Raw genomic sequence first — 22,856 nt, forward strand, 5'->3', positions numbered from 1 at the left:
TTCGGATATAGAATAAAACAAATATGGTCAACAGAAAAACAGCAAAATGGATTCGAAAAGCCCACCGCTACTTGGGCATCTTCCTAGGTATTCAGTTCCTGATGTGGACGATTAGCGGGATGTATTTTAGCTGGACGGATATCGATGAAATACACGGCGACCAGTTCAAAAACCAGAAGCCAAAACAGACGGCTTTTTCAGATTTATTGGGTACAGGCCAATTAGATAGTACGCAGCCCATCCAAACGCTTGAATTATTGGAAATAGCAGAAGAACCTTACTATTGGATAAACGAAGCAAAGCTTTATAATGCCAAAACAGGAGAGGAAAAGGACGGTATCACTAAAGAAGAAGCCCAAGAGGTAGCACAAAGATATATACTTCCAGAGCTTAAAATAGCCGCAATAAAAAGGATAGAAGAAGTCGGAGACCACCACGAATATCGAGGACGTCCCCTACCGGCTTATGAGATTTCGTATGAAACACCACAAAATTTAAAGGCTTATGTGGCTGTCGAAAATGGGGCGTTTCAAACGGTGCGGCATAGAGATTGGCGCTGGTTCGACTTTCTGTGGATGACCCATACCATGGACTATGACACAAGAGATAATTTCAACACCCTTTTGTTAAGGTCATTTTCGCTTTTGGGACTAATAACCGTGTTGAGCGGCTTTGTCCTATGGTATATATCATCGCCATCTATTCGAAAGATAAAAAAACAGATTTAGAAAGTAATTTAATGAATGGAGACGTAATTTATGGAAGAAAAGAACCCGAACGGCGAGATTAGAAAAGTGCCATTTGAAAAGGAAGGCGCCTATATTTTAGCGGGCATTATCATACTTTTTATAGTACATACGCTCATTGTACTGGTTTTGAAAACTATTAGTGAATCCGTATAAATTTTTAAGAAACAATAACATTTCAATCTTCAATATCATGAACAAGAACATCATTTACATTGTAGTAGCCGCCTTAGCGGTCGGTTTATTGGGGGGATATTTTATTTTCTCAAACGCTGAGGCCGATCAATCGGCCATAAAAGATCTTTCGGATATGTCCGATAGCCATGACCATTCCGGAGAATCCGAGAATCAGATGTGGACCTGCTCCATGCACCCACAGATTATGCAACCCGAACCGGGAGACTGCCCAATCTGCGGTATGGATCTCATTCCTGCTGAAACCGGAGCGACGGGGCTTAGTGCCAATGAAATAAAAATGACGGACAACGCCTTGGCCTTGGCCAATATACGCACCTCTACCGTTGGTACAGGTGGTTCGGATGGGAGTTCACTTAAACTCTCAGGAAAGATTCGCGAGAACGAAGAAGCCAATGCTACCCAAGCTACATATTTTGCGGGTCGCATTGAACGGCTAAATGTGAATTATACCGGAGAGAACGTTGCCAAGGGCAAACTTTTGGCAACCATCTATTCCCCAGAATTGGTAAGCGCACAACAAGAGCTGTTGACGGCCGCATCCATGAAGGAATCGCAACCGGCATTATACAATGCCGTTCGCAATAAATTAAAATTATGGAAGCTTTCTGACAATCAAATAGATAAGATAGAAGAAGTGGGCAAAGTGCAGGAAAACTTTCCAGTCTATGCCACAGTTTCAGGAACGATTACCGATATCATGGTTGAAGAAGGAGATTATGTAAAACAAGGGCAGCCTTTGTACAAAATTGCCAACTTAAATTCCGTTTGGGCGGTATTCGATGCCTATGAAAATCAGATAGCATCGTTGAAGGAGGGTCAGGAGGTCAAGATAACGACGAATGCCTATCCCAATGAAGAATTTACGGCAAAAATATCCTTTGTAGACCCGTTACTTAATTCTTCTACAAGAACGGTCATGGTAAGGGCAATACTTAACAATAAGGATAATCTCTTGAAGCCGGGTATGTTCGTGGAAGGTACGATCAAAGCTGCCGAAATGCAGATGGAGAATACCGTTATCATACCGGCCAGTGCCGTAATGTGGACGGGGGAACGATCGGTGGTTTATGTAAAGACCAATCCCAATGAGCCTGTCTTTGAAATGCGCGAAGTTGCCCTTGGAAGTACCAATGGCGATACCTATACAATAATTAGCGGGCTTGAAAAGGGGGATCAAATTGTGACCAACGGAACATTTACCGTTGATGCGGCCGCACAGTTACAGGGTAAAAAATCGATGATGAACGCAGAGGGAGGCAAAACCATGACCGGGCATGAGGGTCATTTGGGTATGCAGGAAGGAGATAAAATGGAACCCTCAACAAGTACGGGCACCGACCATTCTAAGATGAAAAAAAGGATTGAAGTATCAAGTGAGTTTCAAGGTCAGTTGAAGCAGGTTTTCGAAGCCTATATAGATGTTAAGGATGCTTTGGTAAATGATGATGGCGCGGCCGCACAAAAAGAAGCAAAACAAATGGAAGAAAGTTTGGCCAAAGTCGATATGAAGTTGCTAAAAGACAAAGAGGCCCATGATCATTGGATGACCATTCAAAAAGAGCTCAAAGCATCGTCAAATGCAGTGGCCAGCACTTCTGAGATCAAGGAGCAAAGGGACCACTTTAAACATTTATCGGCCCACATGATCAGCGGTGTTCAGCTTTTTGGAGTCAATCAAAAAGTGTACAACAGCTATTGCCCGATGGTAGATAGCAATAAGGGAGCCAATTGGCTAAGCCTGGAAAAGGAGATTCGAAACCCATACTACGGAGAAGCAATGATGACTTGTGGGGAAATTAGGGGAACGATACAATAATTAATTATAAGGCCGATAAAATTATAATAGAGAAAATTGAATGGTGTGAGTAAAAGAAAAATGAAAAGATTTTGGCATCATGAGTCAAAAACGTAGGGAGAGAAGAAGCCAACAAAGAAAGGAGAGCAAGAAAACAAAAATAGAATCTAACCGAAAAACAAGATTCTATGCTGCATTGGCGATTATCATCTTGTTTATAGTCACGGTAGTCTTGGTTTTGTTGAGAGCGATTTGGGAACATCGGTCCCATCTGTGATAATGGATAATGTGAGCGCAATGTATTTTAAAACTTTATCATGAGCCATATGCTGCACATAAAAAACATGGTCTGCCCAAGATGTGTTACGGCGGTATACAATGTTCTGAAAAAGATTGGTATTGATTATTCCAATGTGCAACTGGGCCAAGTCACATTGAAGGAAGAACTGACCGCAAAACAAGAAAATCAATTACAAACCGAATTGAATAAGCTGGGTTTTTCTTTGATCGGTAATCGCAAGTCTCAATTGATCGAGCGTATGAAAAATCTTGTAATAGAAAAAATTTTTCATTCAAGACAAGAATTAAACGTCAAATTGACCGATTATGTTGGTTCAGAAATAGGTCTGGATTACAAGTACTTAAGTTCCCTTTTCTCTTCCGTGGAGATTATCACTTTTGAACAGTATGTCATTAGCCAAAAAATTGAAAGGGTTAAGGAATTGCTCATCTATGACGAGCTAAGCTTAAAGGAAATAGCCCATCAGTTAGACTATAGCAGTGTCGCGTATTTAAGCAACCAGTTCAAAAAAATCAATGGTATGGCACCTACACAATTTAAGAAAAGTGCCCTTCAAAATAGAAAATCGCTGGATAACATATAATTTATAAGCTTAACCTTCTCTTCGTGGCTTGTGATAAGAAGTCGATTCCCATGCATTGAATTTCATTATCATCTTCTTTATGTTCAGGTTTCAATAAAGATGTTTAGAGATTTTTTGGTGCATAGTGATGGGCGAACTTAAACCTATTGCACTGAATTTTTAGTCATTAATGGCAAAAGCTCGATTACAATAAAACTTTTTAGGTAATCGCATACTTAAATTGATGTAAATAGCCCTAAATAATCGAATGGGTCAAGGTTTGTTTTTTTTCAAACAACGCCCAGATTTAGTAAATGTTATTTTTCGATAACGTATTTGAATCAACACTTCTGATTCAAAAGGTGAAATTGTTAGAATAAAAATTGATCATAATATGAAAAGAAGATACGAAATAGAAGGAATGACCTGTAACGGCTGTAGAAATCATGTTGAAAATGCACTTTTAAACGTCGCAGGAGTGGCCGATGTATCTGTCGATTTGAAGGATGCCGAAGCAACGGTAGAGTCGCAATTTGAAGTGCCTTTGGAAAATTTGCAAGAGGCCTTAAAAAATGCTGGTAATCAATATAAAATACAACCTGTAAATTGAGTGGAACATGGCTAAAATAATCCCTTTATAGTTGTCCAGTAATCTTGATGATGGCCAAAAAGAATGAAATCATATTAACCAATTAAAAGTATATACAATGGAAAATAAAGAAAAGAAAGTCAACAATTACTTAAAGTTCTTCGCAATGATCGGTACCTCAATGGTCGCGATGTTCTTTTTAATGTACACACACTCCTATCAGATTATCGATCACTTCTGGTATAGTGAAACCAGGTTCTTTATGACGTTGATCATGGGTGGGTCCATGGTTATTATCATGCTGCTGTATATGCTACAGATGTACAAAGACCGCAATAAGAATATTGCCATCTTGGCTTTGGGTGTTTTGCTGATCGCAGGCGGAATATGGCTGGTCAGGAGCCAGGTTACGGTTTCCGGTGTTGACTATATGGAAGGTATGATTCCCCATCATTCCATCGCTATCCTAACTAGTGAACGATCTCAAATAAAAGATATTAGGGTAAGAAAACTTGCCGATGAGATCATCAAAGCGCAGCGTCGGGAAATAATGGAAATGCAATGGTTAATCAACGATATCAAGAAAAATGGGATAGTAGAAACAGAAGAAGAAAAGGAAAAGCGTTCGCTTCCCAAATTTGAAGGATCGCTTACCGAAGAAACAACAAACCTTGACTGATACGGAAAAGTGAATGTCAGGAGGTAATAACAGTTTTTACTTTCGAAAGGAAAAAACGAAAATACAGGAGAATAAACGAAGGCATTTCGGACGTTAAATTATAAACGCATAAAATTTTTATGAAAATACAGCAATTTGAATATGAACCACTTTCCCACTATTCATACGCACTGCTGAGCGAAGGGGAGATGGCGATAATCGATCCCGATCGCGACCCGATGCAGTATTATAATCTTGCGCATAAAGAAAATGCTGTGATTAGAGCTGTGCTATTGACCCACTCCCATGCAGACTTTGTAAGCTCACATTGGCAAATTAGCAAAGAAACAGGTGTCACGATTTATAACAGCAGCAAATTGGAAGCTGAATACCCTTTCGAAAGTTTTGATGGGAACAGTGCCATATTCGTGGGCAATACCAAACTAGAAGCCATAAATACTCCTGGGCATTCATACGATAGTATTTCCATTCTTGCCACAGATGAAAATGAGGTTGCACTTTTTACGGGGGACACCTTATTGATCGGGGATGTCGGACGCCCGGACCTGCGCGGAAATGAAGATGACAAAGAGCAAAAAAAGCAAGCACTGGCCCGTGAAATGTTCAACACAATTCGAACTAAATTCAAAAAAATACCGAATGAGGCCATTATTTACCCCGCCCACGGGGCGGGATCCCTGTGCGGCAAAAGCATGTCGGCAGATAGCATTAGCACATTAGGTAGGGAGCGAAAGGATAACTGGGCATTTGGCCATCAGAATGAAGACGAGTTTGTCAAAGAACTCCTTGAAGACCAACCGTTCATACCGGCCTATTTCAAACATGATGTAGCTATGAACAAAAAGAAAGTTGAATCGATTGATATGGTTACCGCTAAAATCCCTATTCATCTTAATGCCGAAACACCAAAAGATAATATCTTAATTGTCGATAGTCGTGATGAAAACGAGTTTAAACAAGGTCATTGGCCACAGAGTATCAATATTATGCAGGGTGGCGAAGCATCCTCTTTTGAAACATGGTTAGGTACTATAATCCAACCAAATGAGGAATTTCATCTGGTTGTCGATTCTCCAAAAAGTGTAAAGACCATCGCCCGGCGGGTGGCGAAGATTGGATATGAAAATCAACTCAAGGCGATAATTACCCTTTCGAAGAAAAGCTTTGTCGAAAACGAGCGATTGGATTTCAAGCATTTTGTGCAAAATCTGGATAATTACACCATTGTCGATGTCAGAAATACGGATGAAGTAAGAAAAAAGAAAATTTTTGACGGTGCCCTGAACCAACCCCTACACGAACTAAGGGAATCAATTCAGGACATTCCTAACGACAAACCCATTATTGTCCATTGTGGCAGTGGATATAGAAGCGCGATCGGAAGCAGCATACTTTCAAATGAATTGCAAGACGTAAAAGTATATGACCTAGGGGAAGTTATTGAGAAATTCAAATAACCAAGATGCTAAGTTTTAATTGGCAGAAGATGTAAGACAAAATTTTAAATGGTCATGGGAACACGTTTTTTTACAGGTTTAATCATTTCACTCTTAGTATTGGCAACTACAAATGCGCAGACCGTCGATTCGCTACCGCCGATATCGGCCTCCAAATCCTATTCCAACTATAGCAATGTCATTGGCTGGAAAAATGGAAGGACCCCCAAAGCCCCGCCCGGTTTTACCGTTACAAAATATGCTGACGGTTTCAAGAATCCAAGGTGGATGTACGTTACACCGAACGGCGATGTACTTGTGGCGCAAAGCAATTCGAATTATCCGCTCTGGAAAAAAATCGGGGCATGGTTCATCGGGGCATCAAAGTCGAAAAGCTTTAAGAACAGTGCGGACTTGATAACCTTGCTCCGCGATGTAGACAAGGACGGGTCTCCCGATGAACGTACCGTATTTCTCGAAAAGGAACTCGATCAACCATTCGGAATGCTTGTGCTAGATGATTGGTTCTATGTGGCCAATACCAACGGATTGCTACGTTTTCCTTACAAGCCCGGTCAATTGCAAATATCGGGAAAAGCGGAAAAAATTACCACCTTACCCGCAGGAAAGGCCAATCGGCACTGGACACGCAATATTATTGCCAACAAGGACGGCTCGAAAATATATATAGCGGTCGGTAGTGGCTCGAATGTTGGGGAGAAAGGGGCAGAGGCTGAATTCATGAAGGCGGCCATTCTTGAGATTGATCCCGATGGCGCAGGACTAAGAATTTTCGCATCAGGACTAAGAAACCCCGTGGGTATGGATTGGAATCCCGTTACCGGAGACTTATGGACGGCGGTCAACGAACGCGACGGATTGGGCAACAACCTCGTACCTGATTATTTGACCAGTGTCCGCGAAAACGGATTTTACGGTTGGCCCTACTTGTATTATGGGCAAAATGAAGATCCTAGGGTAAAATGGGTGCCTTCGGCCCAAGTGGGAAATACACTGATGCCCGATGTGAACGTTGGCCCCCATACCGCATCTTTGGGATTGACGTTCTACACGGGCGATTCCTTCCCCGAAAAGTATCGGAACGGGGCCTTTGTCGTACAGCATGGCTCTTGGAACAGACAGGTTTTATCAGGCTATAAAGTGGTTTTCGTGCCTTTCGAGAACGGAGAACAAACTGGAAAACCTGAAGATTTTTTAACGGGTTTTATTGTTGACGGCAAAAAAGATGAGGTCTATGGCCGACCCGTGGGTGCCGCCATACTACCCGATGGATCGATGTTGATATCCGATGATGTGACCAATAGGATCTGGAGAATTAGTTGGGACGGTAAACGCGGTATGTGAGGGATTCTCAGTGGGGGTTTGCCGTTTTATAAGTACTTTTATTTATGGAAGATGCACAACCTCCGATAAATGATTTGAGAAATCTTTTTGAAGAAGCCAAGGCTAAAAGCGAATTCGATTTTGTACTTAACCTGATTAATTATAGGGGAATCAGTTCATCTAATTTAAACTCTAACCTTCATGAATGGTTCGATGCAATCGAGTTTTATAAAAGGTTGTACAATGAATTAGAAGGAAAAGAGAAAACCCGTATGGGTTTACAGATTTACTCCACTTTTTTTGAGAACAGCGACTTCTACAACATAATAGGTAATTTGTGCCGTATTAAATTGGGGTACAAAGGTTCATCATATCTTTTTTGGAAAACGAAAAAATATGAGCGCCTTTTGGGAATTGGCGAAAAACAAGATTTCTTGATGGAGCTCTTGGCCGATTCGGAAAAGCAGCACCTAATCGATTTTTATGAACAGAACCATTTTAAAGAAATACGCAACAGTTTCTTTCATTCCGCCTATTCTATAGACGAAGGTCGGTATGTTATGCACGATTCAGACCCTATCAATTTAGATGGCGTTTTGATTCATTCCTTCGATTTAGATGAATTTTTCTATCCCAAGTTGAACAATGTTATTGACTTATTTGACATTTTCAAGAAATTGTATTTTCAATATTTTAATTCTTATAAAAAGGATGTGGTTGTAATGGGAATGTTTCCCAATCCTTGCGAGGTTACCATTTTGGGTTCTGAGGAAGGACTGAAAGGTTTCCGCATTAAAAATGCCGTCAACTTCTTTGGTAAATGGCACGATTCTGGCATTTGGTTCGATGAAGAGTATGGTTTTTGGGCAGGCCATAATATCAATATGAACTTAGCCAGAATTGAAGATATAGAGATTGACGAACAATTAAGACGATACGAAACAAAAGCTAACATTACCAAGAATGACTTAGAGTTTTTCAATTTGGTGGATAAAATCAAAGAACGAAATAACCCGCAGGAAATACGACGAGCAACACTATTACTGTTGAAATTTGGGGATGTCCGTAAAGACAAAATGGATGTAGAGGAAAATGAGTACAAGAAAAGGAGCTTTCCCAAAATCATTCTTCCCTATTATCGCAAAGCCATAGAGATAGGGGCACATATCTTCAAGGATTTAGAACAGTTTAAGAAAACAGTCGCTGAGCTAGAAAAACAACTTTGACTAGTTGTTTTCCCGAGAATATTACAACTCTTTCAGCAAATTTCGTAACAAGGTTGGCGGTAACGATTCTGAACTTTGCATAAAGCAATTCAGGTAAAGCTATGGAAACCACAACTGTTTTGGAGCAAAAGGATAAAACCAAGAAATCAGATATCAAAAAATCCTTTCCGGTAACAGGTATGACCTGTGCTGCCTGTGCCAGTAGTATGGAGTCGATTCTTTCCCATATCGATGGTGTAAACAAGGCCACCGTAAATTTTGCCAGCAATTCCGTGTGGGTAGATTATGATGCAAGTGTTTCCGAAGAAAAACTGCAAAACGTGCTGCGTGAAGTGGGCTATGATATCATTATTGATGTCGAAGACCCAGCCGAAGCGCAACAAGAACTTCAGCGGCAACATTACCGAGACATAAAAAACCGTACCATTTGGTCGGCAATTTTAACGTTGCCCATTTTCGTTCTTGGGATGTTCTTTATGGAATGGATACCTGGAAAATGGATTTCGTTGGTCTTGACCATACCGGTGCTTTTTTGGTTCGGGCGTAGCTTTTTTATCAATGCCTTTAAGCAAGCAAAGTACGCCAAGGCCAATATGGATACTTTGGTCGCGCTCAGTACGGGGATTGCCTTTGTGTTCAGTGTTTTCAATACGCTCTTTCCCGAATTTTGGTTGAGCCGTGGTATAGAACCTCACGTCTATTACGAAGCGGCCACGGTCATTATTACGTTCATTTCCCTTGGGAAATTGTTGGAGGAAAAAGCAAAGTCGAACACTTCTTCGGCCATTAAAAAACTGATGGGATTACAGCCCAAAACGTTAAAGATTGTTGAGGACGGTGAAGAAATGGAGATTCCGATTTCCGAAGTCCAAGTTGGGCAGACCATCTTGGTACGGCCTGGTGAGAAAATTCCTGTGGATGGTGAAGTTTCAAAAGGCAACTCGTATGTTGATGAAAGTATGATTACAGGTGAACCTGTTCCCGTAGAAAAATCAGATGGTGGAAAAGTATTTGCGGGTACGGTAAACCAAAAAGGAAGTTTTCAATTTACCGCTGAAAAAGTAGGCGGCGAAACCTTGCTGTCCCAAATCATTAAAATGGTTCAGGAAGCCCAGGGAAGCAAGGCACCCGTTCAAAAACTGGTCGATAAAATAGCGGGAATATTTGTTCCTATCGTTTTGGGGATATCTATCATTACGTTTATTGTTTGGATGTCGGTAGGAGACGATAATGCATTTTCGCAGGCCTTATTGACCTCTGTAGCAGTATTGGTTATCGCTTGTCCCTGTGCATTGGGATTGGCTACACCTACGGCTATAATGGTGGGGATTGGCAAAGGTGCCGAGAACAATATCCTAATAAAAGATGCCGAAAGTTTAGAACTAGGACACAAAGTGAACGCAGTCATTCTTGATAAAACGGGTACCATTACCAAAGGAAAACCATTAGTGACGGATATTCATTGGTCTGAGAATAATAAAGACACGAAAAAATACAAACAAATTCTTTTAGCAATTGAAGCACAATCAGAACACCCTTTGGCGGAAGCGGTGGTCAACCACTTAAAAGATGAAAATATTGAAAAAGCTGAAATTGCTTCTTTTGAAAGTATTACAGGAAAAGGCGTTCAAGCTGAAATAAAGGACGGTTCACAATACTATGTTGGAAACCATAAACTAATGCTTGAGAATAATATTCAAATCGACGCTTCCTTGATGCAAACAGCAGAGAGTCTTGAAGAGCAAGCAAAGACGGTCATATTTTTTGGTAATGAAAAACAAATGCTCGCGATACTCGCCATTGCGGATAAGATTAAGGAAACTTCAAAAAAGGCCATAGCAACACTTCAAGAAAGAGACATCGAGGTCTTTATGCTTACTGGAGATAATAATAAAACCGCATCGGCTGTCGCAAAACAAGTAGGAATAACAAATTATCAAGGAGAAGTAATGCCCTCGGACAAAGCAGCTTTTGTAGAAAAACTGCAAGCTGATGGAAAGATCGTAGCTATGGTTGGCGATGGCATCAACGATTCACACGCCTTGGCGCAAGCCAATGTGAGCATTGCCATGGGTAAAGGTTCTGACATCGCTATGGACATGGCAAAGATGACCTTGATTACCTCAGATTTGCAATCCATTCCCAAAGCGTTGGAACTTTCAAAAAGAACCGTTTTGGGAATCCGTCAGAACCTGTTTTGGGCATTCATATATAATATCATTGGAATACCGATTGCGGCGGGCGTTTTGTATCCCATAAATGGGTTCTTATTAGACCCAATGATTGCGGGAGCAGCAATGGCATTCAGTAGCGTATCTGTGGTTGCAAATAGCTTAAGACTTAAACGAGCAAAACTTTAATAATTAATTATAAATTCAAATACGATGAAAACTTTAAAATTTAAAACAAATATCAATTGTGGTGGTTGTGTCTCTAAAGTAACCCCATTTTTAAACAAACAAGAAGGCGTTGAAAGTTGGGAAGTGGATACCGCTAATCCTGATAAAATCTTGACTATAGAAAGTCATGGTGCTTCGGAAGAAGATGTAAAAGCTACTTTGCAGAAAATAGGGTTTAGCGCGGAAAGTGTTGATGTTCGTTAATCACCAAACGCCTATAATAAATTTATATCCAATCTAAAAGATATCGTTCTGTCAGTACTGACTTAAGTCAAATGAAAAGAAAATGAAGGTAGCGGAAAAAAGCAAATTCTATAAAACGAAGTTATTGTGGCACCGAATACGCCATGGATTATTTTTATTCACCCTTAGGAATGCTCTGACCCGGATAGGATTGGACATCGCACCCTACTATTGGTATAGGGAAATAAAAAATGGAGCCGAAAAACCTGAGATTCGAGATAGCTTCAAAGACTATGAATTATGTTATATAGGTTTGGACGAGATTGGGATAATGAATAACATCATGGGGCTTACAACCAAGGAATTAGAGCAGAATTTAAGTATGGGGCAGATATGTATCGGTCTCAAGCGAGGGAAAGAGATTGCCGCCCTATTATTCGTTGATTTGCAGGATTTTGTGTTTAAAGGCCGCTCCTTCAAAATAAAAGATAAGGAAGGTTACCTTTTGAATGTTTACACGTTTCAGGCGTATAGAGGTAAGAACTTGGCTACCTACTTACGTTATCATTGCTTTGAACTTCTTGAAAACTATAGCGTAGAAGAACTTTACAGTATTGTCTCCTACTTCAATACGTCATCAATAAAAGTCAATGAAAAATTGAATGCCCAAAAGTTGAAACTCTATTTGTACATAGGATTGTTAAAAAGATACCATTGGAATTTTCTGTTGAAGGACTATTCCAAATAATCAAACCGGATAATTTATTATATGGTGGTCATTCTTGGAAAAACTAAAATCAGATGATATTCCCTTATCCGCTACATCAACTATGATTTATACGATTATATTCGGATTGATGCTTGTCCTTGCCGTTTATTTTGTTTCAAAAATAGGAAGCAAAAAAGTAAAACCGTTCCCAAAATATTGGCATCCGTTACTGATGGAAAATGTGCTCTTCTACCGCAACCTTCCCAAAGCAAAACAGGTAGTTTTTCAACAACGAATGATGCAATTTTTAAGTGAAGTCTATATTGATGGGGTACAACTGGAATTGCAAGAGCTCGACAAGATTTTAATTGCGGCGAGTGCTGTAATTCCCGTTTTTGGTTTTGACGAATGGCACTATACCAATTTAAGCGGAATCCTATTGTATCCTGATAACTTCAATGAGGATATGCAATTTAGCAGCAAAGATAAATCGCGTAATATCGGCGGAATTGTGGGGAATGGACGTTTTGAAAAGCAAATGATTTTATCGAAAAAAGCATTGCATCACGGGTTCAAAAACACAACCGACAAAAGCAATACTGGCATACACGAGTTTGTGCATCTTATTGATAAATTGGACGATTTCACGGATGGAATTCCGGAAAGGTTGTTGGAGCATCAATATACCATCCCGTGGTTAAAGTTGATCCATGCGGAAATGGAAGTTATCAATGCCAATAAATCCGATATAAGAAACTATGGCGGTACCAACGAAGCGGAGTTTTTTGCCGTAGCTGCCGAGTACTTTTTTGAACGTCCCGATTTATTTAAGAGAAAACATCCAGAACTCTACAAAATGCTGGTAGAATGCTTTAGGCAGGAACCAGGAGTTTTAGAAAAGTAACGTTTCAAGAAACCGATTTTTTAGTTTTGGGTAGTAAAGCACCACAACGTAATTCCTTATTTAGGTGTTGGTATTACTAGAAGAACCTTACGAACCATTTTTAATGTTATACCTGATGGATGTTAAAAGATTGAAGCATACATTTTTTCGACATTTTCAATTTCCTCTTGGGATAATTCCTCGAATTCTTTTGCCTTTTTAGTTTTTGACAGCTTTCCCTTGTTTTGATTGAGAAGCTTGATTAATAGATCTACTTTGTTATCGGGCAAATTAACCAACGCATTGATTTGATGGGTCATTTGGTCATATTTTTCCAGAAAATCCAACTCTTCGGGTATTATCTTTTCAATGGTCTCTTCGACACATTCATAAAGAAACTCTGTCTGCAATGTGGCGTCAAAATAGCGATAGAGGTCAATGGTGTCGTTCAAGATTTCAACGTTGTGGTCAAGGGTCGGCTTCCATTCGATTAGATTAAGTCTGGGCGATGAGAAGTGCTCCAGAATATCTTGATACTCTCCTATCCGATTCAGTATAGCTGCCGAAATCGGAAAGATCATATCCCTCTGGGTATAGCCCATGCGAACCAAAATATGATGTATGATATATCGATGTATCCTGCCGTTTCCGTCTGAAAGAGGGTGGATGAACACAAAACCAAAAGCGATACTGGCTGCCGCCAAAACTGGGTTATAGCCACTGTTTTTCAAGAGGTTGTTAGTGTCAATCAATCCACGTAGCAATGATTCCAAATCTTTTGCCTTGGCCGAGATATGATCAGGCATTGGAAGTAAGCTTTCGCGGTCATGTTCACCAATAAATCCTTCGCCTTTGCGAATTCCCATGTGCTTCAATTTCTTGGTGCCTATTACAATATCCTGAAGTCGCTCAATCTCTTCAATCGTCAATGGTTTTTTACCTGCCTGGCCAATGGCCTTGCCCCAATTTCTGGCCCTCATGTTCGGAGGATATTCCCCCTCGATGGCAAAGGATGCTTTTGAATCTTTCAGCAAAAGGAATGCGGCCGTCCTACGTATCAAGTCCTTATTTCTTCCCATTAATCCTTTTTCCATGATTTCAGGAAATTTTGTTGCGGCGTAAGACTCTAATTTTTTGGTCTTGCGTATCATGGGACAGAATTCTCTGGTACCCGGTAGATTATTCTTTACGCGATGCCTGGTACTATTTTCAACCGGTCCTACATATTGATGCTTGGGGTTTACAACTTCAACATAATTACCGGTTTTTAAATCGGGGATATCCAGTTTTTTACCAAAGAGCCATTCATATAGGAACCAAATCCTTCTGGAATATTGACCAGTGGGCTCGTTCTGCACCATGCTCATTACCGGCGCATCACCCACTGCCAGAAAAAACTCTTTTAAAATGAGCAAATCAATACCTTCGTACTTCAGTGCAAAAGTGAGATGGCCACTTGCATTATCCTCGGGGATATACCGTTTTGCAAATACCTGCCATTGTGGGGTATTGTACCGCTGTTGTTTCTCTGTTACAATGGCAAGTAGCTCTGGTAAAGGTAATCGTCTATTTCTTGTATCCTCGATAAATTGTAGAAGCCAACCATACCCAACCAAAATTCCTTCCTCTGGCAAGACCCTATCGTGAAAAGTGCTTATTTTTCGTGCAAATTGATTACTCATAGTTACATTTCATGAAATATAAGTACAAATATAATATGAAAAATGGTTACTTTTCATGAAAAACAGTTATTTATGGGTAAGAGACATGAAAATAAGTTTCTCTTTGCTTAAAAGGAGTTTGACAGATACCTTATTTTAATATGTACTCAACCACTGTTGAATTTTAACAAATCATCTACATCAAGATTTCCAGAGCAGACGTAATTCGCCGCGACACAATCGAGATCTTTCCGTTCCAGATTTATCAACCTCCTCGGAGCCGCACCTGAACACGTGGAGGCGTAAAAGTGCGCTCCCTGCATTTATCTTGTCAAATTACGCAATTTAATCTTCCATTTCTTGTTTTAATCTCATTGATAGTTTCTTAATCGACTGGAAGGGTTAAAAAGGTTAGGGATAAAAATTTTATCTTTATAAAGGCGTCTAAATATTTCGAAATGAAAATCTACACTAAAGTCTTTTTAGTTTTATTGGTGCTATTAATTTACTCTTGTAATAATGACGACAATGGTGTTTCTGAAGCAGATAGGGCAGAAGCCTTGCTTGGTCAATGGGAGTATGAGGCCATTGGTTCCAACATCGCAGTCGATATTAATGGGGATGGCACAGTGAATGATGACTTTTATAATACAAACGAAATTCGGCAGTGCCTAAAGGACAATTTGACGTTTTTCAATGATAGGGGACCTGGGGAAAAGGATGTTTTCACCATCAATGAAAATGGACTTTCTTGCGGTGATGTTCCGGCATTTCAAAACGTGGAAAGTGATACCTATGAATTAATAAATAACGAGATTATCCGATTTGATACCCGTAGCGATTGGACGATCATAGAATTTACCCAAAACCGACTAGTTGTTGAAGAAGAGGACTTTTTAGATGACCGCAATGTGATTGTTACCTATGTATTTAGACGTAGTTAACAGCCTCAAAAAGGAATCTTTAAACGAAGAGATATTTGTCTTATACCCTTATTACTTTACCAAAAGCCACTTCACTCCACTGTCCATTGGTATCCCTGACCCTGACCTCAAAGTCTTGGTCTAAATAACGTAGTCTGCTTTCTCTGGCCTCCTCCTCTAACAAAAAGTATCGGTCCACACCATTCCCCACAGCCTCATTATAGTTGAATACCCGGGTATCCCATCGATTATCCCTTCTGTTGTAAATCCTGATCTCTACTCGGTCCAAGGTGGCACCCCCATAGGCCTCGGAACATCCGATATCATAACAAGTGTATATCCTTACCTGATAATCGCATCCATTCAAACCGCCACAACTGACATTGTACTTTTCTCCTTTTACAAAAGCTACAGGCCTTCTCAAGGTATCCACAAATGTGCTTCCGGTTTGCGTTTCCCCCGTTGAGTTCTCCACCTCAAAATCAATGGTGAACGTATCCTGACTGTCGGGATAGAATGTGAGATTGGTGCTCCCATAGTTCAATGGAACGGTTTCGCCCTCATCATATCTTGATCCTGAAAGAAGAAAATAACCCGCTCGATTACCCTCAAAGGAAAAGGTCATCGTATAGGAAACCGTATTATCATGGGTGCCTATGGCATTGGTGATGACAGTTATATTGAATGCCTCTCCCTCAAGGCGTTCACCAGGAGCCTGACTTATGGTTAAATCGAATGGCTCAACATATCGCTCATAATCAATATCCACACTTTCGTTTTTGGTGACATTGGAAGAAGATATGGTGTTGAATACTATGTTGTGCAAACCCTCCGAAAGGCCGGTGTAGTTACCCGAAAATGAACCAACGGGCACTGGGAATGCCTCTCCTGGGCCATAAGAGTTTCCGTCAAATTCAAAAGTACTATTAGCATTGCCGGTAGAATAGTACATGGTATACGTATCTCCCCCCAGGCCGATTTCAGTAATATTAAAGTTAATGGGTATGGCCTCTCCAATAAATGCGCCAGGCCCCGTAGCATTTACAGTGAGAACATAGTCTTTCGGGCTGACATTGACCGTAATGGGAACAGGTTTTTCCAGCCCTGTCTCATTTTTGGCATAAAAAGTTATAGTAACCGTTCCCTCGCTGATGCCCTCCAAACTCCAATTGAAATTCCCCTTGGGAACATCGTAACTATTGCCTGGGCTTACGGCGTTTCCATTGGTATCCTTCAACAATGCATTGCCGTTCATTGCAAACCGCATGGTATAGTCCGAAGACCCTACGCTTTCTGAAATATTGAAGTTTACCGAGGTCACCTCCCCAACAGAAATATCCGATTTTTGGATGCCGCCAGTGAAAGAAAAATCAACTTGTTGATATGCTATGGTTATAGGTTCCGTCGCATGGGTTACGCCTGATCCCGACTCGACACTAAAGACCAAATTATGCTCACCAGGCTCAAAACCGGTATAAAATATGTTGTTTATGTCTGCGGTCAAGTTAAATTTCTCCCCAGGTCCATAAGAATTTCCGTTAATACTTACCCCACCACTTTTTCCAGAGGTAAAAAATGCCTCATAGGTGTCATTGGTGCCTTCAGGTTCTTCATCGATATTCACAATAGCAGAAACGGGAATATTGGTAAATTCAGATGTTTTTGATGGGGTGAAAGTCGCCTCGAATTCATTTTGCTTGATTTCCAGATCGATGATAACCGGTTCAGAGGATTGTCCAAAATTATCCGTTACCACAAAGGAAACTCTATGGGTATCAGCCGTCTCTGGGATATAGAACAGTGAAAAATTACCGAAAGCGACTGGATAATCCGTTGAATTTATGAGTTCTGTACCGTTCACGTTGCGTACAATACCATTTCCCTCCAGAATTTCATAGGAGATGCTGTATTCTATATTGTTCGTGTTTCCATTGGATTTTATATTGAAGTTGAATTGGGTCCTTTCATTGATGAACACCGAATTACTTTCCGAGTTGCCGGAGAATGTGAACGGAATATTGGCGACCTCGATTTCGACGCTGTCCCGTTTTTGCTGACCATTACTGTCCCGTACGTCAAAATATATTTTACGCTTTCCCAGATTCGTACTCGTAAATGAAAAATTATAAGTGTCAGGGTCAATGGCCCTAAATTGCCCCGGTTCCATAACCCCGCCGTTCTGGTCCCTTACGGTTCCACCACCCTCACTTGAACTGGAAAAGGAATGGGTTATCTCATAGGTCACATTCGAATTTTCATCCTGTGTTGCAAGGTCTATGGCAATGGCCAGATTCGTATCGAGCTCCACCTGTGAAGAGGAAGCCGTTGTATTGAGTGTAAAACCAAGATTTAATACAGTCAATAATAGTTCTTGGGTCAAGGTAGCGCCATCAGGGGCTTTGGCAGTAACGATCAGTTTATGTTCACCCAAATTCTCGGGTAGGTAGGATAGTTCGGAAATGCCTTTTGGCAGGAAAAATGGATTCCCCGCATCAAAGACCTTATCGCCCAAATATAATTTGCCCGAGCCGTTCTCGATTTGATACGTTATTTCAAAATTCCCTATTGCACTTGGACTTTCAGTTTCCTTATCACGAATAAGTGTAAGATTGACCGGGTTTTTTGAATTGATGATAAATTCATTAAGTCCCTTGTTGAGCAAGAAACTGAAACTGGCATATTTGGCACGATGAAACAGCTCCAATCTCTTCTCTCGCATGTTGGAATCCCATGCTAAAAAATTGATCTTATGCATACCGGTATCAATAGCCACGTAATTATAGGCCCAATTTTTATCGGTTATGCGCAATGTGTCGTTCTCACGTATCGTATCCCCCTCCATGTTTAAAAAATAGCCTTTTGCATTGGCTGCCGAGTATTTTAGAAAATAATCTACTGTAGAGATTTCCTTTTCCGGAACCAGGGAAAATGAGGTTCTCGTACGTTCGAATACAAAGCTTTCCTCGGGATGTTCCACCGAGAAGCTGAAATCGAAATCTTCCAAAATGACATCCTCAAAATCCTTGCTACAGGCAATAACTAGGATAGAAATGAGGGTCAAAACCCCTATTGTCACTTTTGTAGTAGTTTTTAACTTTTTCATTTTCGACTGGTTTTAAAACAGAAAATAACGAAGGCCGATACCTGCATAGGGATAGAAATTGCCCACATCGCTATTTACATGATAATACTCGTTGGCCTTGACCAAGAGGGAAAAATCATTGCTCAGGGTAAGCTCGCCCTCAAGCCCTACATAGGCTCCGTAGATAAACTGGCTCTTGGCATCGATGACCGCACCCGTTTCCAAGAGGCTATTGCCATTGTTGATGACCTCGTAACCGATAATGGCACCACCCCCGATATTGAGCGCATAACGTTTAAAGTTTCTTTGTTCCAGAATTTTAAAGAAATAGCCAGGTTGTACCGTGAATATGTTGTAGGGAATCGTGAACGTACCTCGGTCTTCCGCTATGGCGGCGAATACGCTCAACTGGGCATACCGATTTCGATTCAAGTGGTAATTATAGGTTGCCATAATGCCAAAACCGTCTTCGGCATATCCGCTGCTGACCCCGATTGATGAAGCATAATTGCCTTCCTGGGAATGAATTGAACTGCAAGCTATTATTGCGGTTATGAATAATAAATTTTTCATGTTCAAAAGTGTATTGGGTTGTTGATTATTTCATGCCCGATTTTCAGGGACAGGTTTCGGTTGCCCGATTCTTCGTCCAATTCCACGACCACCTCTTTTTTTTCGTCCAATGCGAATTTTTTAAAGACCACCACGAAATGGTTCTCGCTCTTTCCGGCCACCGTTTTGGGCTGTTTGTAGGTAAAAAGGGGCTTTAGTTCCATTCGCTGGTTGCTGCTACTGTTCCTGTAATTTGTGGCGATTTGGTGCTTGATGAAATTGATGTCCAGATCAAGCCCTTCCTTATTCTCGATCCGAAACTGAAAATAGAGTTCGTCCTCGTTGTAATAGACCCCCTTGAGCCAAAGAAAAACATTATCCAACCGTGCAAAATAGCGACTGATTCTGGCCCTGTCAAACTGCATATAATAGCACCGAAGACGATAGTATTCCATTGGATCTTTTTCGTAAAGCTCTTTGGTTGCCCTGTCTATGGAATTGTCGGAAGTTTTTGCAGGTTTAGCCGTTGATATGGCTACCGCCTCATTCTCTTTGTTTTCTGATGTAGTACCCTCAGAAGCGTTATTGTTATTTTGCACATTTCTTGTTGTTCCATCAATATTGGTAATGGCCATTTCGGGCTTGATGTACCAAGTGAACTGTTTTGGTCGCTCGGTCAGTTCAAGAATGAAATCATAGACTTGGCCCGATTCTGTAATTACGGTATGGTTCGTAAAGTTTTTTTCCTCCGTGGCAAGTTCATCGTAATATAGCTTTAAGATCCTTCCATGAAATTTACTTCCCTCAGCTTTTGGCAGGTCTGCTATAAACCCAAAATCGTTCCCGATAATACTTTCAGAAATATTTTCAGGAAATATCAAAATGGTCTTGTAGTTTCTAGCCACTTCCAAAGTGTCGCTATAACGCTGTGCGGCACATGCCGAAGCGAAAATAAATGTTGATATGAGTAGTATTTTCTTAGCCATTCATTTAGGTTTTGGGCACCAAAAAAACACGGTCTCCATTGACCAATAAGATTTTATCCTGTTGTTTGTATTTTTTCTTCTGGAAAAAGTTGCCGAAGGAGCGGACAAGGTTTCGACCGAGTGGTGTTTCAGAAACTTCTCCTGCCGCTTCGGAAAGTTCATTGACTCCTTGTTGTCGGATCTCTGCGTTAAATTCATTCAGCAGTTCACCTGCCCTTTCGTTGTGTAATCCGACCATTCCATCTTCTTGGTCGATAGCCGTTAGCGGTATCTTTACGTTGTCGATATTGGTTACTTCCAACAGAACCCGAGATCCTTGCAAGTTCGATTTGGCATACACAAAGGTGTTCTTGGGGAATCGCTTGTTATTATAGTGCACATCTTCCCTTAAAATAAGCACTACACGATTACCGGGCAGTATGAACTGATCGCGATATATTGACGCATCAAATTTTATTGATTCCACGGTAACTGTAGATGGTGATTCCATATAAGGTGCGGAATAGTCCTGACTTCGCGAGAGACGTTCGTCACGAGCTTCCATCAGTAACTTCCTGTATTCCAGTTTTTCTTTGGCTACGCTCTTTTTTGTAACATATTCGGGGGTTGTAGTGTTTTGGTCGAGGGTGTTTTCATCATCGATATCTTGCGAAGCCGTTTCGTCCAATGAAAAATTGTTCAGTTCTTCCAAGAGGCGTTCCAGTGAATCGTTTTCTTTTTTTGAGTGGAGAATGCTTTTGAAAAGTCCATTATTCTTCTGGGCGTCCAAAGAATCTTGTTGAGCATTTTTATAGATATCGTTTGGTTCCTCGACCTTAAGTTCCTTCTTTTGGTCCGGCAGGAAATTGTTGTAACCATCCTTATCCAAATCGTTTTTCCCATGGTTCCGCACAGAACTTATACTGGTCGTGATAAAAAATACCGTAAGCAACACGATTATGGGTGCAGAAATAGCGAACAGCTTATGCTGCCGTATCCAATGGTTAAACTTTTCAATCATACTGTTCATAGGTTGGTGGTTACAGATCCGTATTGTTCAAAACATCGAACCTGAGGATCTTTAAACCGTTCAAATTGTTCGGTGTCGATTTGGTCTCCTCGATAAACCCCGTTGTGATCAAGGTTCGATATTCCGCATTCCCATCTTTTAAGATTCGTTGTTTTCCGACAAACCGAAATGGAAAGGGATAGCGTGAGTAATCCACTAAAATCGAATCCTTTTCCACTTCGATGGAATAGCCACTTTTGGCTATATCCTCATAATAACTTTGATCGATCAACCTATTGTACAATCGCTGTACCGAATGATCGCCCATATAAAGCGCCCTGCCTTCAATATTTCTTTTGATATGGCGCAAATCAGGTTCCAAGGCAAAGAAGAGTTCATGGAAATTTGCAATATGGCCTTCGCATAAAATATCTACCGCCCGCTTGTAGTCCTTGATTCTGACTACGGCCAATTTCTGGCCTTTATCGAGCAGATAGAAACTGTTCCTGGCACTCTCGTTCGTTCTGTAGGTATAGTAGATATTGAGGATGGTCGAGACGAACGTAAGAATTAAAGATACATATAGTACCTTGTTGCTATTGCTACGAATCCTACTTAAATCGTTGAAAATCCTGTATTTACCGTCCATCTGTTCTTCTGTGTTCGTTTAAATTCTTCTTTGATCGTTGAAAGGATTATTGTATCAAAGTTCTTACGCCTTTTGTAGCTCCGCCCGTCTTTGCATCGACCGCTGTCTGTGCGGCTTTTTTGGCATAATGTTTTGTCCTGTCTTTTAGTTGGCTTGCGCTTACGTTCATGCCCTGCACAATAAAGTTGGACAAGACCGGTGCCTTGAGGTATACGAATACGTTCATTAACATCAATAGGGCACTTGTCAGCACCAGGCCCAAATTGGCTTCTCCGTCGTATAGCAAAGTTTGTATAAGATTATCGAGAATCTTGAGCATAAAATTGTCGATCAGATATAGCATGGGTATCCATAGGCATACGCTCATAAACTTCTGTAGCCAAGCTTTCCACATCCCCGAAAAGACAGGAATGAATGACAGCCCGATATTCAACGGGCCAAATATGATCAGGACGAAAAGGTAGATTACCGACATGGCTTTGATGCCGACAAATACAACGGCCGATATGAACGAGGCAATCGACGTGGCCGTAGAGGTAACAAATCCCAAGGCGATGGATGCAAGTCCTTCCGAATCCAAAGCCAATAAGCTCCATGTGCCGTCCTCGGACTCAAGGGCCTCCATCTGTGCTATAAAAATCTTCGTTTGAAGTACGTCCCACGAAATATCGTTGGCTTTAAAAGTTGTTCCGACCGTTTGATAAAACTCGTATATGGTCAGGATAACCACTTCGTAGTTCAAAAGCAATATGGCCAAAGGCACCCATTTGAGGTAAGCAAGAATGTTCGCTCTTTTTTCTTCGTTCAGAAACACGCCCAGTGCGATAAGCCCGATACCGATATAGGCGAATTGTTGCCCGATACCTATAATGGGATCGACCACCTCAAAAGCGTCAATAATATATTGGTCAAAAAGCTCGTTGACCGTTTCCCGAATTCCTTTGTCCGTAATCTGCATGGTTTCT

At 40.9% G+C, this 22,856-nt stretch carries 21 protein-coding genes; 14 read left to right on the forward strand and 7 right to left on the reverse strand.

Features of this window, described 5'->3' with window-relative positions; all coding sequences use genetic code 11:
* Positions 1 to 23 precede the first annotated feature (23 nt).
* The 13 genes from SD449_RS00930 to SD449_RS00990 all read left to right on the forward strand — a co-directional run bounded on the left by SD449_RS00930 (position 24) and on the right by SD449_RS00990 (position 13,071).
* The gene (locus SD449_RS00930) at positions 24 to 728 is read left to right on the forward strand and encodes a PepSY domain-containing protein (protein ID WP_067033727.1); all 705 of its coding nucleotides are present in this window, start codon (positions 24 to 26) and stop codon (positions 726 to 728) included.
* A 30-nt stretch (positions 729 to 758) separates the two neighbouring features.
* Positions 759 to 902: a hypothetical protein gene (locus SD449_RS00935; RefSeq protein WP_162987835.1), complete on the forward strand. Its 144-nt coding sequence runs from the start codon at positions 759 to 761 to the stop codon at positions 900 to 902.
* 37 nt (positions 903 to 939) lie between these two features.
* Positions 940 to 2,760, forward strand: a complete 1,821-nt coding sequence (locus SD449_RS00940) for an efflux RND transporter periplasmic adaptor subunit (protein WP_318308180.1) — start codon at positions 940 to 942, stop codon at positions 2,758 to 2,760.
* A gap of 296 nt (positions 2,761 to 3,056) precedes the next feature.
* Positions 3,057 to 3,623 carry a helix-turn-helix domain-containing protein gene (locus SD449_RS00945; protein ID WP_067033721.1) on the forward strand — a complete coding sequence of 189 codons (567 nt, stop codon included), beginning with the start codon at positions 3,057 to 3,059 and terminating at the stop codon, positions 3,621 to 3,623.
* Between the two features lie 373 nt (positions 3,624 to 3,996).
* Entirely contained in the window at positions 3,997 to 4,212 is a 216-nt protein-coding gene (locus tag SD449_RS00950) for a heavy-metal-associated domain-containing protein (protein ID WP_067033717.1), read from the forward strand.
* Between the two features lie 97 nt (positions 4,213 to 4,309).
* Positions 4,310 to 4,870: a DUF305 domain-containing protein gene (locus SD449_RS00955; RefSeq protein ID WP_067032975.1), complete on the forward strand. Its 561-nt coding sequence runs from the start codon at positions 4,310 to 4,312 to the stop codon at positions 4,868 to 4,870.
* 119 nt (positions 4,871 to 4,989) lie between these two features.
* The gene (locus tag SD449_RS00960) at positions 4,990 to 6,327 is read left to right on the forward strand and encodes an MBL fold metallo-hydrolase (protein ID WP_067032972.1); all 1,338 of its coding nucleotides are present in this window, start codon (positions 4,990 to 4,992) and stop codon (positions 6,325 to 6,327) included.
* Between the two features lie 54 nt (positions 6,328 to 6,381).
* The gene (locus SD449_RS00965; RefSeq protein ID WP_067032977.1) at positions 6,382 to 7,671 is read left to right on the forward strand and encodes a PQQ-dependent sugar dehydrogenase; all 1,290 of its coding nucleotides are present in this window, start codon (positions 6,382 to 6,384) and stop codon (positions 7,669 to 7,671) included.
* A gap of 44 nt (positions 7,672 to 7,715) precedes the next feature.
* On the forward strand, positions 7,716 to 8,876 hold the full coding sequence (locus SD449_RS00970) for a hypothetical protein (protein ID WP_116183707.1): 1,161 nt from the start codon (positions 7,716 to 7,718) through the stop codon (positions 8,874 to 8,876).
* Positions 8,877 to 8,977: 101 nt separating this feature from the next.
* The gene (locus SD449_RS00975) at positions 8,978 to 11,236 is read left to right on the forward strand and encodes a heavy metal translocating P-type ATPase (protein ID WP_116183706.1); all 2,259 of its coding nucleotides are present in this window, start codon (positions 8,978 to 8,980) and stop codon (positions 11,234 to 11,236) included.
* A gap of 24 nt (positions 11,237 to 11,260) precedes the next feature.
* Positions 11,261 to 11,479: a heavy-metal-associated domain-containing protein gene (locus SD449_RS00980; protein WP_067037721.1), complete on the forward strand. Its 219-nt coding sequence runs from the start codon at positions 11,261 to 11,263 to the stop codon at positions 11,477 to 11,479.
* Positions 11,480 to 11,561: 82 nt separating this feature from the next.
* Entirely contained in the window at positions 11,562 to 12,206 is a 645-nt protein-coding gene (locus tag SD449_RS00985; RefSeq protein ID WP_116183705.1) for a GNAT family N-acetyltransferase, read from the forward strand.
* Between the two features lie 109 nt (positions 12,207 to 12,315).
* On the forward strand, positions 12,316 to 13,071 hold the full coding sequence (locus SD449_RS00990) for a M90 family metallopeptidase (protein ID WP_404828015.1): 756 nt from the start codon (positions 12,316 to 12,318) through the stop codon (positions 13,069 to 13,071).
* A 122-nt stretch (positions 13,072 to 13,193) separates the two neighbouring features.
* Here SD449_RS00990 and SD449_RS00995 read toward each other — a convergent pair whose 3' ends face one another.
* A complete protein-coding gene (locus SD449_RS00995; protein ID WP_067037726.1) occupies positions 13,194 to 14,732 on the reverse strand; it encodes a Fic family protein in 1,539 nt (512 codons plus the stop codon).
* A 437-nt stretch (positions 14,733 to 15,169) separates the two neighbouring features.
* Between SD449_RS00995 and SD449_RS01000 the strand changes: the two genes are divergently transcribed.
* Positions 15,170 to 15,655: a hypothetical protein gene (locus SD449_RS01000; RefSeq protein ID WP_067037728.1), complete on the forward strand. Its 486-nt coding sequence runs from the start codon at positions 15,170 to 15,172 to the stop codon at positions 15,653 to 15,655.
* A 40-nt stretch (positions 15,656 to 15,695) separates the two neighbouring features.
* Here SD449_RS01000 and SD449_RS01005 read toward each other — a convergent pair whose 3' ends face one another.
* The 6 genes from SD449_RS01005 to SD449_RS01030 are packed head-to-tail and all read right to left on the reverse strand — an operon-like array spanning position 15,696 to position 22,849.
* Positions 15,696 to 18,737, reverse strand: a complete 3,042-nt coding sequence (locus SD449_RS01005) for a TraQ conjugal transfer family protein (RefSeq protein ID WP_067037730.1) — start codon at positions 18,735 to 18,737, stop codon at positions 15,696 to 15,698.
* Between the two features lie 12 nt (positions 18,738 to 18,749).
* Positions 18,750 to 19,289 carry a conjugal transfer protein TraO gene (locus tag SD449_RS01010; RefSeq protein WP_067037733.1) on the reverse strand — a complete coding sequence of 180 codons (540 nt, stop codon included), beginning with the start codon at positions 19,287 to 19,289 and terminating at the stop codon, positions 18,750 to 18,752.
* Positions 19,290 to 19,291: 2 nt separating this feature from the next.
* The gene (locus SD449_RS01015; RefSeq protein ID WP_067037734.1) at positions 19,292 to 20,254 is read right to left on the reverse strand and encodes a DUF4138 domain-containing protein; all 963 of its coding nucleotides are present in this window, start codon (positions 20,252 to 20,254) and stop codon (positions 19,292 to 19,294) included.
* Between the two features lie 4 nt (positions 20,255 to 20,258).
* Positions 20,259 to 21,254, reverse strand: coding sequence for a conjugative transposon protein TraM (traM, locus tag SD449_RS01020; protein WP_318308181.1), 996 nt, complete (start codon positions 21,252 to 21,254; stop codon positions 20,259 to 20,261).
* Between the two features lie 19 nt (positions 21,255 to 21,273).
* On the reverse strand, positions 21,274 to 21,891 hold the full coding sequence (locus tag SD449_RS01025) for a hypothetical protein (RefSeq protein ID WP_067037738.1): 618 nt from the start codon (positions 21,889 to 21,891) through the stop codon (positions 21,274 to 21,276).
* A gap of 46 nt (positions 21,892 to 21,937) precedes the next feature.
* Positions 21,938 to 22,849, reverse strand: coding sequence for a hypothetical protein (locus SD449_RS01030; protein WP_116183704.1), 912 nt, complete (start codon positions 22,847 to 22,849; stop codon positions 21,938 to 21,940).
* Positions 22,850 to 22,856 lie beyond the last annotated feature (7 nt).

Source organism: Flagellimonas crocea, from assembly GCF_033441595.1.
Classification (GTDB): domain Bacteria; phylum Bacteroidota; class Bacteroidia; order Flavobacteriales; family Flavobacteriaceae; genus Flagellimonas; species Flagellimonas crocea.

Excerpts from the sequence above, each read along its gene's own strand:
- SD449_RS00930 (WP_067033727.1), top strand. The coding sequence starts at position 24 with ATGGTCAACAGAAAAACAGCAAAATGGATTCGAAAAGCCCACCGCTAC.
- SD449_RS00935 (WP_162987835.1), top strand. The coding sequence starts at position 759 with ATGGAAGAAAAGAACCCGAACGGCGAGATTAGAAAAGTGCCATTTGAA.
- SD449_RS00940 (WP_318308180.1), top strand. The coding sequence starts at position 940 with ATGAACAAGAACATCATTTACATTGTAGTAGCCGCCTTAGCGGTCGGT.
- SD449_RS00945 (WP_067033721.1), top strand. The coding sequence starts at position 3,057 with ATGAGCCATATGCTGCACATAAAAAACATGGTCTGCCCAAGATGTGTT.
- SD449_RS00950 (WP_067033717.1), top strand. The coding sequence starts at position 3,997 with ATGAAAAGAAGATACGAAATAGAAGGAATGACCTGTAACGGCTGTAGA.
- SD449_RS00955 (WP_067032975.1), top strand. The coding sequence starts at position 4,310 with ATGGAAAATAAAGAAAAGAAAGTCAACAATTACTTAAAGTTCTTCGCA.
- SD449_RS00960 (WP_067032972.1), top strand. The coding sequence starts at position 4,990 with ATGAAAATACAGCAATTTGAATATGAACCACTTTCCCACTATTCATAC.
- SD449_RS00965 (WP_067032977.1), top strand. The coding sequence starts at position 6,382 with ATGGGAACACGTTTTTTTACAGGTTTAATCATTTCACTCTTAGTATTG.
- SD449_RS00970 (WP_116183707.1), top strand. The coding sequence starts at position 7,716 with ATGGAAGATGCACAACCTCCGATAAATGATTTGAGAAATCTTTTTGAA.
- SD449_RS00975 (WP_116183706.1), top strand. The coding sequence starts at position 8,978 with ATGGAAACCACAACTGTTTTGGAGCAAAAGGATAAAACCAAGAAATCA.
- SD449_RS00980 (WP_067037721.1), top strand. The coding sequence starts at position 11,261 with ATGAAAACTTTAAAATTTAAAACAAATATCAATTGTGGTGGTTGTGTC.
- SD449_RS00985 (WP_116183705.1), top strand. The coding sequence starts at position 11,562 with ATGAAGGTAGCGGAAAAAAGCAAATTCTATAAAACGAAGTTATTGTGG.
- SD449_RS00990 (WP_404828015.1), top strand. The coding sequence starts at position 12,316 with ATGCTTGTCCTTGCCGTTTATTTTGTTTCAAAAATAGGAAGCAAAAAA.
- SD449_RS00995 (WP_067037726.1), bottom strand. The coding sequence starts at position 14,732 with ATGAGTAATCAATTTGCACGAAAAATAAGCACTTTTCACGATAGGGTC.
- SD449_RS01000 (WP_067037728.1), top strand. The coding sequence starts at position 15,170 with ATGAAAATCTACACTAAAGTCTTTTTAGTTTTATTGGTGCTATTAATT.
- SD449_RS01005 (WP_067037730.1), bottom strand. The coding sequence starts at position 18,737 with ATGAAAAAGTTAAAAACTACTACAAAAGTGACAATAGGGGTTTTGACC.
- SD449_RS01010 (WP_067037733.1), bottom strand. The coding sequence starts at position 19,289 with ATGAAAAATTTATTATTCATAACCGCAATAATAGCTTGCAGTTCAATT.
- SD449_RS01015 (WP_067037734.1), bottom strand. The coding sequence starts at position 20,254 with ATGGCTAAGAAAATACTACTCATATCAACATTTATTTTCGCTTCGGCA.
- traM (WP_318308181.1), bottom strand. The coding sequence starts at position 21,254 with ATGATTGAAAAGTTTAACCATTGGATACGGCAGCATAAGCTGTTCGCT.
- SD449_RS01025 (WP_067037738.1), bottom strand. The coding sequence starts at position 21,891 with ATGGACGGTAAATACAGGATTTTCAACGATTTAAGTAGGATTCGTAGC.
- SD449_RS01030 (WP_116183704.1), bottom strand. The coding sequence starts at position 22,849 with ATGCAGATTACGGACAAAGGAATTCGGGAAACGGTCAACGAGCTTTTT.